At 39.4% G+C, this 12,741-nt stretch carries 11 protein-coding genes; all 11 read left to right on the forward strand.

Features of this window, described 5'->3' with window-relative positions; all coding sequences use genetic code 11:
* The first annotated feature begins 8 nt into the window (after positions 1–8).
* Positions 9–632 carry a hypothetical protein gene (locus RGT18_RS11760; RefSeq protein ID WP_156022849.1) on the forward strand — a complete coding sequence of 208 codons (624 nt, stop codon included), beginning with the start codon at positions 9–11 and terminating at the stop codon, positions 630–632.
* Positions 619–960: a hypothetical protein gene (locus RGT18_RS11765; protein ID WP_051241044.1), complete on the forward strand. Its 342-nt coding sequence runs from the start codon at positions 619–621 to the stop codon at positions 958–960. Before RGT18_RS11760 ends, RGT18_RS11765 begins: the two co-directional genes overlap by 14 nt.
* Complete coding sequence (locus RGT18_RS11770) at positions 938–3,550, forward strand: VirB4 family type IV secretion system protein (RefSeq protein WP_051241045.1); 2,613 nt, start codon at positions 938–940, stop codon at positions 3,548–3,550. The genes RGT18_RS11765 and RGT18_RS11770 overlap by 23 nt, the downstream gene beginning before the upstream one ends.
* The gene (locus RGT18_RS11775) at positions 3,547–4,500 is read left to right on the forward strand and encodes a peptidoglycan amidohydrolase family protein (protein WP_051241046.1); all 954 of its coding nucleotides are present in this window, start codon (positions 3,547–3,549) and stop codon (positions 4,498–4,500) included. Before RGT18_RS11770 ends, RGT18_RS11775 begins: the two co-directional genes overlap by 4 nt.
* A 70-nt stretch (positions 4,501–4,570) precedes the next feature.
* Entirely contained in the window at positions 4,571–5,440 is an 870-nt protein-coding gene (locus RGT18_RS11780) for a sortase family protein (protein ID WP_028078669.1), read from the forward strand.
* 548 nt (positions 5,441–5,988) lie between these two features.
* On the forward strand, positions 5,989–6,411 hold the full coding sequence (locus RGT18_RS11785; protein WP_028078762.1) for a hypothetical protein: 423 nt from the start codon (positions 5,989–5,991) through the stop codon (positions 6,409–6,411).
* A gap of 626 nt (positions 6,412–7,037) precedes the next feature.
* A complete protein-coding gene (locus tag RGT18_RS11790; protein ID WP_028078763.1) occupies positions 7,038–7,496 on the forward strand; it encodes a hypothetical protein in 459 nt (152 codons plus the stop codon).
* Positions 7,493–7,816, forward strand: coding sequence for a hypothetical protein (locus tag RGT18_RS11795; RefSeq protein ID WP_028078764.1), 324 nt, complete (start codon positions 7,493–7,495; stop codon positions 7,814–7,816). Before RGT18_RS11790 ends, RGT18_RS11795 begins: the two co-directional genes overlap by 4 nt.
* Before the next feature lie 14 nt (positions 7,817–7,830).
* On the forward strand, positions 7,831–9,462 hold the full coding sequence (gene mobL / locus RGT18_RS11800; protein WP_028078765.1) for a relaxase MobL: 1,632 nt from the start codon (positions 7,831–7,833) through the stop codon (positions 9,460–9,462).
* The gene (locus RGT18_RS11805; protein ID WP_338176298.1) at positions 9,459–12,185 is read left to right on the forward strand and encodes a type IV secretory system conjugative DNA transfer family protein; all 2,727 of its coding nucleotides are present in this window, start codon (positions 9,459–9,461) and stop codon (positions 12,183–12,185) included. The genes mobL and RGT18_RS11805 overlap by 4 nt, the downstream gene beginning before the upstream one ends.
* A 77-nt stretch (positions 12,186–12,262) precedes the next feature.
* A complete protein-coding gene (locus RGT18_RS11810; RefSeq protein WP_028078767.1) occupies positions 12,263–12,718 on the forward strand; it encodes a hypothetical protein in 456 nt (151 codons plus the stop codon).
* Positions 12,719–12,741 lie beyond the last annotated feature (23 nt).

Genomic DNA, 12,741 nt, shown 5'->3' on the forward strand with positions numbered 1-12,741 from the left:
CCATACAAATGATGACAGGAGCGATTAGTACCGGTGCTGGGCTTGCCAAAGCTGGGGTTGGAATGGCAGCAGGCGCTGCATTAACAGCGGGGAAATTAGGAAAGACTGCCGGTGCATTGGGCATCTATGGGATAGGCAGAAAACTGGGTGCTAGAAGCCTGAATCCAATGAATGTTGGCGGTGGAACAGGGAGTTCCGGTGGGTTTGCGGGAAAATTAGGGAACGGTGGTACGGACCAAATATCGGAGACCTTTGCGAATGGAGGCGACGCAGGCATAGATTGGAATGCAGAACCATCTGCTTCACGATCATCCGGAAGTGCTATGGCAAGTCCGTATATCAATGAGCGTGGTTCTGTACGCTATGCTGATAATCGAGTAACTGATTCAGATTCAAGACTGGGACAGATTGGACAAAACAGTCGAGCAGGTGGCATGGCTGCCTCATTTGCTTCATACATGTATAAGAAGTCAGCCGATCGGCTGTTCATGTCAAATATTCAACGAAAACATCTCAATGACACAAAATCAGTTGGCTCTACGATAAAAAATGTAGGGCAAGGTGTGCGATACTTCGGGAATGCGATACGCAATGCCGGCAGAAATGGAGATCTGGCAAATGGAACAGAATAAGCAGATTGTTTTTACGTCACCAAGAAATTTTAAATACGGAAGATTGATCATGAACCGCTTCAGATTGAGTGATCTGATCATAGTGATCGCAGGTGTTGTATTCAGTTTTCTTGGATTGATTATTTATGTTGGTTTTTTGAGCCAATTCAACATATGGATTGTATTATTGCTGTTATTGCCGGCGGTGATCACTTACTTCTTGACACTGCCGGCAGGAATCTACCACAACAATATAGAGTTTTTAAAAGTGATTGTAAGGTATGTCATGACAAATAAAAAGTATATATGGGAAGGAATTTACAAACATGATTCGATTGAAGAAAAATAACGGTCGTGCGATGACACGCCTGGAGAGAGCGGAATATAAAAAATTGAAATCATCACAAAAAGCAGCCCAAGCAATCAAAAAGAAAGTAGCCACTTCGCTGAGATGGATGGATTTGCAAGAAGTCAAAGATGATTGCATGATTGTTGGTAAAGATAAAAAATATATCGTTAGAGGCATCAAACTGGAACCGCATGATATTTTTATTGACGATGAAGGAAAACAGCGTGCGATTCTGAATAATATCCGTCTGGCACTCAATCAGATGCCTGATGAGGTATGGTTTGAGTTTCCGTACTCACCGGTTAATGCAGATAACTGGATCAATGATCTGAATCGTCAACTGCGTGGAGAAAGCGATCCGGTCATCACTCGCATGATCGAAGCGGATCTGGAAAAAATTTATGACTTTCAGAAGTATCACAGAGAGAAAGAATTCTTTTTACTGATACGTGATACGGATGAGAAAAGACTTCATAAGAACCTGGAGGATTTGTATCGTCATTGGGCAAATGCCGGATTTGATCCTAAGGTATTGAATAAACGTGATTATTATTCATTGGTATCCTTTTATTTTGAAAACAATATGATCAATGATTATACCTTCAGCAGAGGTATTTTTTCATATCTGAATGTACAGATGCAGCTGAATCAGCAGAAAGATGAATATGAAAAGATCGATCATACAGAGGACTTTTCACAGTACGGTGGTGAGCCGATATTAAATATCAAACCTTCAGAAAACCTGATTCAGCGTTCCAAGATCGCTCCGGTTGGCTTGCTGGTAAAAAACCGGTATTTGGAGGTTGGTGATAAATACGTTCAGAATCTTTTGGTAACGGAACTTCCGGATGTCTTTAATCTTGGACTTATGTGTGATTATTTGACGGATCCGAACATCAAAGTGTTCATGAAGGCGAAACGCTCCAATAACGATCTGACAAAGATGCTTAATAAAGATCTGCGGACTCTGAAGGAACGATATCGTAGATCAAAGGACGAGATTGAAAAGGAAAAGATTCTGTCTGAAATCGAATCGCAGGAAGTATACATATCGGAGGTTGTAAGAAAAGCAGATCGAACACATGAGCTGACCGTTATATTCCAGATCGTCGCCGATGATGAAAAGGAATTGAAGGACAGGTTTGAACGGCTTCGCTCCAGATTGACATTGGATAAGTTTAAGGTTAGTGCTGCGCCGATGATACAAGAGCAGCTATTTAAAATGGCAACGCCGTTATTTGTTTCTTCAGGACTCAATCAGACGATAGAAGAGAATATAGGCGCACCGTTAACATCAGATGCGGTGGCGGGCATGTATCCGTATGTATTTGAAACACTGAACGACTTGTACGGTTTTCTGTTGGGTGAAGAAAGAGCAAACGGCGGTAAAATCTTTCTGGATCCCCAGTTCTATCTGCATCAGCCAAAACAGGCTGCCATCACCAATCGTTTAAACGGAAACTTTGTTATCGTCGGTACTGCCGGTTCAGGAAAAACTACTTTAACGGCATTGGTAATTAGATGGCTGATACGAAAGCGTATCTTTACAATATGGGTGGATCCAGAGAATAAGAATGAGATCCTTACAAAGCGTTACAATGGAACTTATGTAAGCTGGGGACAGTTGGGGAATGTTATCAATATATTTGATTTAAAGCCAAATTCATCTGATGAAGGTGAAGATGATTCGGCAATGTGGAATACGGGATTGGCAATCAACCGAGTAATTGAGGATGTTACGATTTTGTTTAAATTCTTATTCCCGCAGATGGAAGAGGACGCACTGTCTTTTATCGGCGGTATCGTTAAAATGACCTATGCGGAAGTTGGCATTAAAGCGGATGAAAATGGTATGTGGAAATCATTTAAAGATCTTACAACGGAAGATATGCCGACATTTGAAACATTTAACACATGTTTATTAAGAGTTTTGAAATCCTATCAAAAGATGGGAAGCGGACATGTAGAAGATGTAAAACTGCTTAGTTCCCTAGTCAGAAAGATGCAGCGTATCTTGACGGAATGGTCTGTTTATTTCGTCGGACATACGACCATCAAATTAAAGGATGATGGCAGAAACATCATTTCTTTTGGCACCAAAGAGCTATTCAATGCTGACCAGGAATTAAAGAATGCTTTGTATTACTTGATGTTTAACTACTCTTGGTCACTGTGTTTGGATGAAAATGTAGAGTCAGCATTCATTGTTGATGAGGCACACGATGTTATTCAGACATCGCATACGGCAAAAATGGTCGCTCAGTTCGTCAGACGTTCAAGAAAATATAAAAATCTGATGTTTCTGATTACGCAAGAGCCACAGGACTTTGCTGTTGATGCGGTCATCATGCATACAAGAGCAATGTTTAATAATTCTGCGTATAAGATTGTGATGAAATTAAACAAGGCAGCTGCAGAAGGTTTTGAAAAGTTGGAATCTGTCAATGAGAATGAAATGTACTGGGTAAAACATATATTCTCACAAGGTGATGCGCTACTGTTGATTGGGGATCAAAGAAGAATTCCGATCCATGTCAACGCAACGCAGAATGAGTTATGGGAGATGGGAGCGATGTTTACAGGGAAATGACAAGAGAATTAGGAAAACTGAAGAAGTTTATAACGATATTTGCGATATCGGTTTTACTGTTGCCGCTTTTGTTTTCACTATTGGCTGCAGCAAGTGTTGTGGCGGCACCAATCATCGCCCTGGATGCGGCAAAGACCTGGATTGTTGGTTGGTTTGAAGACGAAAATACAGCAACTGATCTGCTATCAAAATGGCATGCAGAAGTATATCCGAATTTTGAAGACTATGGTTCCCATGAAGAAGTCGGTTACGCTGAAGCAATATCTTGCTACTATTTTTTGGAAACGGGGGAAGATATCAATACAAAGATCCCCATGCGGGAGTATATGAATTATTTTACCGGAGATGAACAGCTCGAGCAGGTCTATACAAAGATTGAAGAAATTACCGGATTTATTTTTTCGGAAGAGAAAATCTCCAGGATTAAGACCTTAAAGACACAGATCGTCAGTAAAACGATTAACAGCATGTCGTTAGGAAGAAGTGAACTGGTTGCGGCACCGATCGAAGCGGCAATCGAATGGGGAACGGCTATCGCTAACGATAATAGTCATGGTTACTCTCAGATCACTCGATACGGGAATCCGAACTATGATTGCTCATCATTGGTATGCTATGCGATGCAAGCTGCAGGATTCAACATTGCTATCACTTCGACCCATAGTATGAAAAATATGTTCTTGGCTGAAGGGCATTGGGAATGGATTCCAAGTTACCAATTAGGTGATTTATCAAATTATGGTGTCCTTAGCGGTCAATCATCGCTTAGAAGAGGTGATATATTATTGAATGAACAAAATCACACAGAACTATATCTGGGCGGTGGAATGAGCCTTGGAGCGCATTGGGATTGGGATGGAGTAAATGGTGATTCATCAGGTACGGAAATCAGTGTTGCGCAATACTGGGACTCCAACTGGGATGGCATTTTAAGATATACTGGTTCATAGCGCTTTAAAGTCTGGGGGCGACACCGTAGGCGTACCTTGGTAAACGCCCCAGAGGGAAGGAAGTGAGGAAGTGAAACAAAAGAAGATTATTTTAGGATGTTTGATTGCCGTTGTTTTAACGGGATTATTTGCATATGGTTATAATCAAAGAAGGAACAGATCAAAGGAAAACGTGGCACAAGAACACAGCAGTAATGTCGAAACGAAAGAAACATCGGTCGAACCGGAAGAAAAGCCGGATGATAATCCATATATTGCTGCAGATGATGTTCCGGCGGAAGAGGAGCATCCAACGATTACCTACAACAACTTCACATGGGATGCTGGATATGAAGGTGCGTTTGAGAACACCAGAAGGCATATGCGTGAATTAACGGAAGATAATTATGACATTTATGGATGGATGTTATGGGATACCGGAATGGTGCAGGAAGAAATCATGAAGACGAATGATAACGAAAAATATTTGGATCATGCAGCCAATGGTGGAACGACCGATAAAGGGCAACCATTCTTTGATAAAGCTGCAGATCTGAAAAATGATCAAGTCATTACGGTCTATAGTTATAGTACCGGAGATGTTGCTAGACTTGGCTATGTAGCAGATATTCTTGGAATTCAGGAAAACTATGAACACAATAAGACGTTCTTGGTCGAATATGATGATTTTGCAGATTGGTTTCAGGTCGATTGTGTATTTGATTTGAGTCAAGTTCCGGAATTTGAAATCAATAAACGCAATTTCAAAAATAAGGAAGATTTTAAGAATTGGTACACTGCAGCAAAGGAAGCTTCAACAATCGATTCCGGTCTGAAGGCAAATGATCAAAATCATTTCATGGTGATGAGTCTTCAGACAAGTAAAGATAAAAAATTCATTCTGTTAGCAAAAAGATTGAAACGATATTATTACAAAGATTTTGAAAAAACACCACAATAGCAATTTGTTTTCGGCTTAAACAAGCAGCACACTCAACCATTCAGGTTTCATGTGCTGCTTTAAATACATGGATGCCTTCGCAGAATACAATCTGCTCAGGCTTCCTTTTTTTATTGCAATCTGTTTTAACAAACAGACTGCTAGATTAATTCTGATTTATCTTTCAAAGATCCTTGGCACTCCACGCTTTTCGCATAGACGAGATACAAAACAAGGATACGAGTTTCTGACGAAACTCTATCAAGCAGCTTCCAGATATTATCTGTCGCTGTCCTTTGTTTTTTATCTCTTGGCGTTACGCATTACGAACAAGATCTTATGGGTTGACCCTTGACCTTTTTGAATCCTGTGACAGCCAGCTGTCAAGGACGGCGCACTCTGTGCTTGCAAGTTCAAAATACTCAAGGGCTACGGTACAAGTACCTTGCAAGTCAACCGCATTTCATTTGCTAGGTTCTTCATGCTGCACTTTTCTATGCTTCATTTTGGGCGTGCCAAGGATAAGGCATTAGAAAGTGCTACCCTAAAGGTAGATAAGGAAATTCAAAATGAAACACTACTACAGATTTATTCTCAACTACGATGAAGATGAAACACGGATCTTCATCAGTCCAAAAGAATTAAAGAAAGATGACGTTGCTGTTGTTCATTCTTATGGCAAACAATTTGCAATCGGTACGGTTTTAGAGCCGGTGAGTGAACTGGAAGCGTTAACCGGTCATCAACGCAAATGTATTGAAGATGTTATCTGCTTGGTCGATGTTACCAATTATCTCAAAAAGCAACAGGCATTATCAGAGCGTTCTAAACTTGAAGAATTGATGGACGAAAAAATGGCAGAGTTGAAGTATGAAGACCAACTCAAAAAGACTGCTGATAGAAGCGCAGATTTCAAAGTTCTCTATGAAGCATATCTCAAAACATTATCACCGGTCACAGATGATGTGAACGAAATTCTGGACGAAGAATAAATGCGTGAGTGAGTGAGTGGGAAGAAAAAATCTTTCCACTCATCTCAACACTGATGAAAGGAAAAGGCAATATGAATTATTTGGAAATTATTAGCAATTACAAAGTGCTACCGAAAATTTTTGATGGACTTTCCTGCATGTACAATGGAAAAATCAAATCATGAATTTCAAAAATTTTGAAACGAAAAACACGCAAAGTCGTATTGAAAAAATTCAAGACAGCAAAAAATTTTAATCGAAGAAATCGAAAATTCTAAATCGGAAAATCGGAAAAATGAAATCGGATTTTTCTAAAATCGAAAATGGAAGTTTGCGGAAAGTTTGAAATTTTCTCAAAATATCTTAGAGAAACAGGGTAAGGAAGTGTGTGTCCACAAAATTGTGTCCACAACTTCACTTTGGATAAATGGGCAATGCCCATTTTCACGCTTTATAAGCGGCTTTTTTGATGTGTACACATTGTGTCACAGTGTGGACATACATACCGATTTTTTGTGTCCACATGTTGTCCACGTTGTGTCCACAAAATGAATGACAAAAAATGATGTTTAAAAATTCGTTTTTTTGTTTTTTCGGTAAATCTTTTTCGGTGTTTTTTAAGCAGAAGGGAGCAATATAGTAAGAATATGGCAAATGGAAAAGAGATACACTTCAGAGCAGAAGATGAGTATATATCCATGCTTGATTTTCTGGTAACACAGGAAGAAACAGATGCAATTACCGCAAACAGAATTGCATTAAATAAGACGCAGATCATCAAACAGGCGATCAAAGATTACTACATTAAGCGCACAGACAAGAAAACTTCCAATGCATTTTCCGAATCAATTCAAATTACTTTGGAGAGTGTATTAGAAGATTACTTTAATAAAAATAATGCAATGATCACAGGCAAGTTAAAACTGTTGCAGGACTTTGTTAAAGAAATAAACATAAAAGAATTGCTCATGTTAAAAGTTTTAATGTACAGTGCAAGTGCAGAAAAACATTTAGATAGTGTGCAAACTGCAGTTGATAACAATATGAAGTTTGAAGAGATCATTACAGAAAAAGTAAAACAGATTATGGGAGGAAATGAAAAATGAATTTACAACAACTGAATAGCAAGTTAGAAAAAATGGAAGCTGTCTTAAAGGCAAATGAAGAACAGATTGCAGTCTTGAATGAACAAAACGGAATCCTGAAATCAAACATTTCTGAAGTGAAGAAACTGCAAAAGAAATATGAAAGTATCGAAGCAGATTTGGAAAAGAAGATTGAAAGTTTGAATCTGATGGATCTTGATCTGAAACCAAAACGCAGAACGAAGCCAAAGAAAAAAGTGCAGGCAGATGTTACAGAAAATGCAGTAGAAGAAAAAAAGACAGATGATGAAGCAGACATCAGCAAATACTTTAATCACTAAGGAAGAGATGTAAAATGGGACATGCAGATGTAATCGTTGATGTGGCATTTCTGCAATATGGTAAACACGCACCAAGCAATTCCGGGTTCAAAGGAATCGTCACAACAGAATCCGTATTTGGCGGATTTGTAAATTATCTGGTACGTGACAAAGCCATCAGCAATTCAATGGATGATGAATTAGTACGAGGTAAAGGAGAGCAAGCAGAAAAAACTGTAAGCTCTCTTTTACATTCCGAACATGGACTGGATGGTTCACTGATGGATTATACAAGCAGAGAAAATGCAACGAAAAATTCAAATGATAAAGCATACTTTACGATGACAAACGAAGGAAAGATTTATTCACAAGAACAACGTGAAGAGTGGATCAGAAATTCAATGAAGTCATTTTCCAAGGATGGCGATCTTATTTGGACACTTGTCGTTTCATTGGATAATTATGATTTGTTAAATGAATATGAGCTAAAGACGCAGGAGGATTTTGCAAGTACGACGCAAAAAGCGCTGAACAAAACATTTAAGAAGATTGGACTTGATCCGAAGAACATGATCTGGTGGGAAGATTTTCACACCAATACGGATCACCCGCATATGCATATTACGTTCCTTGAAAAAGAACATACAAGAGATCGAGGAAAGTTTACTGAGAAAGAAATCGATAAAGTTAAAACTACAATCATCACAGAAATTGCGGCAAGAAAAAGATATAAGGAACTGTATCTGCAGGAATCAGAAGATGCACTTAAAATGATCAATCCACTTAAAAAAGAAGTCATCAGTCAAATGGAAACTCTTTCTTATAAGACGTTAAAGGATGTATCCAATCTCTATTCACAACTGCCAAGAAGCGGACGCTTACAGTACAACTCCGCCAACATGGCACCATATAAAAACCAACTGGATAACATCGTGGAACAGATTTTGAAGAGTGATGAACTGAAAGGGACGTATGAACAGTTTGCGGATCATCTGAAAAAGTTTGATAACAATATGAATGCGATCGGCAACGAAAAAATATCTCATATGATGGAAAGAGAAGATACAAAACTGCGTGTGATGATCGCTAATGAGATACTCAAAGGATTCAAAGAAATCAAACAGGATCCGACTGAAAAAGCAAATAAAGTGCATACCTGGAAGATGGATCACGGTACGCAGCTTTTGTGGAATGCATTAGAGCAGATAAAAACAGATGATCTCTTGCCGGAACAAAAAATTGTGGTTCAGGAACTAAAGGAGCAAAACTTTGTGGCGGCACAAATGGCGATTAAGAATCTTGGCAGCTCTGCTGTGGATCAATATCTGAAGGGAAGCGTGATTGTGATTGCTTCTAAAGAAGATGCAGAAAAAGAAAGAGGTATCGAATATCTACATTCTGCATCTGAGCAGGGAAACAAACAGGCAAAGAAGTTTATGAACTTTTTTAACAGAAGTGTCAGTTTTACAAAAAATGAGTTCCATGGATACAAACAAAGATTTGGAATGCGGTTGCCAAAGTTTTTTAAACGCATGTTGAACAATCGAAAGAGAGAAGTTGAGGAAGAAATTGATGAGTATCTGAAGCAGAATCAAAAGAAGATATATGAAAAAGAGTCTGGAGAATATCCTAGTTATAAAGTGAAAAGAGGTGAACAGAAGATATGATTGTTTTGAAGAAAATATTGAAGTCGATCATTTGGGGGATTGCCTATGTGATTGTTGCATACTTTCTTGCTATGCAGATAGCATGGCTTTTATCTTACAGAGATGATCTGATGGGATTTATTGATGCGATCAATGTGCGGCATGTCTGTCTGGATCCGGCAATCATGTTCTGGCAGGGGAATGCAGAATACTTCCGCCTGGTAACATATCTGATTCTGGCCGGACTGCTGTACTTTTTGACCATGTCATTGCGGCCGTCTAAGACAGAAAGAGAAATGCGTGCGATGAAGCGGCGATTGACGCATGAAGAAATGGATTCATATACACATATTGCAAGCAGGCACGAGGCTAAAAAAGGATTGCAGCGCTTCCGCTTCGATGCGGATGGAAGACAGGATCATAAGTTTGTTTCCGCCAAAAAGTATTATAAAGATGTCCGGTGGTGGTTTGGCAATGCGGCATTTTTGATTCAGTTTGTATCAGCAGTGGTCATTGTTATGATCACAATAAAAAATCTGATCAACCGGATAGGTCAATATATTCCGTCAAACATGCTGCGGATTCAATTAACACTGCCGGCAGTTTTGGATCATATGTTCTTTTATATTGTGATCTTTTTGGGACTGCTAATCCTGGAGATTCTGATCAGCTCTAATGTATGGGAAAAATCAGCCCGGAAGCTGTTCAAGGATAAATTAACGATGATCAAAGATACGATTCGGCAGCGAAGAGAGCTGAAGCAGCTGATCAAAAGCGGACATATTCAACAGATCGAGGCGAATATGGGAAATTGGAGAACAGATCTGCTGTTGAGATGGAATGCGGTATATGTACTGCTCAGACCGCATATCAAAGATTATGCTGATTTTGTATTCAACCCGCAGAAACACTTGTGGAATAAACTGGTACAGCGTTTGAAGCTCTCCGATAAATGGAAAGTAAATGAATACAGATGGTTTAATATCAATGGGGAAGATACGAATCGAAGATGCGGCTTGCCGATGGAAACATCAAGATCATGTACTTACGTGGATCCGGATGATAATCACAGTCTGGTCATTGGTACAACGAACTCCGGTAAGACAACTACGGTAGTGCATGGCTTTATTGAAGGTGTGCGCATTGGCAGATCAAACATGTTTGTCAATGATATTAAAAAGAATCTGTTACAGGCGCATTACGGACGCTTGAAGGCGGACGGGTACAATGTTATTGTTCTGGATTTTGTGGATCCGGCGAAATCTGAATGCTGGAATCCTTTTGGAATCGTATATGCAAAATACCGGGAAGCACAGCAAGCAGCGGATCAGTGCTGGAAAAATGAAAATGAACGGGGAAATTACCTAGAGATAAAGAAACAATACCTCTTGCTGCAGGCAAAGATGCTGCAAGTAAATAAAGAATTTGCCAAAGACCTAGATTCGGAAGACAAAGATCAGCAGCAAAAAGCCAAGGCGGCGATCGATCCGGTCGAAAAACGATATAACCAGCTGAAGAAACAAAAGATGATGATCGAAGAATCACCGAACTTTCCAAGACCGGATCTTTCTGATGCCAATGAACAGTTGACGGATATTTGCCGGACACTGTGTGAAGAAAAAACATCAAAAGCACACTTCTGGCAACAGGCACAGCGGCTCATGGAAGGATGTGTGTCTTTTCTTTTGGAGTATGAGTATGTTGATGATGACGGGAACATTTGCCAGTTGGATGAAGATCAGATCAACTTCCCGAATATCAATGCACTTGCAAGCGAGGGTTTTTCTACCGTTGATACACCATCCGGAAGGATGTTCCTGTTAATGTGGTATCTGCAAAATCTCCGTAATGTGACAGATCGATCTTATGAAAGACTGATCACGATATGTTATACGGGTGCAGACGAAAGAGGATCCATTCTGTCTACGTTCTCCAATAAAATGCAGATAGGTATGATCAATGAACGTGTCAGAAAGATGACCTCAAAGACTACCTTCAGCTTTAAAGATATGGTTACTAAGCCGACGGCGATATTCATGATTACCAATGATGAAAAAACAACATATCATCCTTTCGTAAGCCTGTTTGTTACACAGCTTTATAACGAGTTGGCAGCTGCTTCCAGACAGTATCCGGATCAAAGATTGCCTATCCCCTGGGACATCATCTGGGATGAGTTTGGCATATCACCGGCATTGAAGGATCCAAATACTGTCTTTGCGGCATCCCGCTTCAGAGGAATCAGATGGCATATCGTTGTTCAGGAATACTCTCAGATTGATGAGAAGTACGGTGACAAGATGGCGGAAACGATCAAAGGAAATATCATGAATACCATTTATCTGTTGGCAACCAACAATAAAACCGTCAAGGAGTTTTCTAATCGTGCCGGCAAGAAGTTGAAATGGAATAAAGAAACAAAACGCTTTGATACCGTGCCGGTCATTACTGAAGACAGATTGATGCATCTGTCACTTTCCGAAGCAGTCATTTTAAGGCAGCGAAAGATGCCGATCATTACCAGGTTCTATCCGAATTTTTGGTATATCTATAATCGATCGGCGTATCTGTATAAAGATAAATTTCAGATTGAAAACAAACTAAGCGAATTACATACTTTCTCACTGACGGAAGAATATAAAAAATTGTTTACACATAGGGTGGAAACTGAAAAACGGGAAGTAAATGATGAAGATGACGGATGCGGAAACCGGGGAGATTCTGGATGTCAAACCGATCAATAAGAAACAAAGAAAACATAAAGAAAACAGCAGAGAAACAGATATGCAGCTTACGATGAATTTTGAGGAGGAAAAGTAAAGTGAAATATGTAGAAGAAAGAGCGTTGAAGGAACAATTTTGGAAGAAATATGGATACAGATCAAATATTGTTTCCTATCAGTTTGAGTGCAAGGCTCGAACCGGAGGTGTTGATCTATTGACTGTAGAAAAAGTAAAAGATGATAAAGGATTCCATATTGAATTATGTAGTTTTGAATTCAAACTGGCAGATATTGATAAGGCATTTTCTCAGGCATATCTGAATTCTGACTTTTGCCATAAGAACTTTGTGGTAGTCCCAATGGATAAGAAAAAAGTAATCCTGGATAAGTATAGCGATTACTTTAAAAAGTATCCTCATATAGGTTGTATAGGTGTATATCATCCCGAAGAGGAAGGTGGTAAATGGGAGATGTTCCATAAGTGTCGTACAAAAGCGGATGAAGAGTTGAAACAGAACCAGGAAATACTGAAACTTTGCACGAAGATCATTTAAGAATAAAGAAATTGCCGAGATAG

This window comes from Solobacterium moorei (assembly GCF_036323475.1).
Taxonomy (GTDB): Bacteria; Bacillota_I; Bacilli_A; order Erysipelotrichales; family Erysipelotrichaceae; genus Bulleidia; species Bulleidia moorei.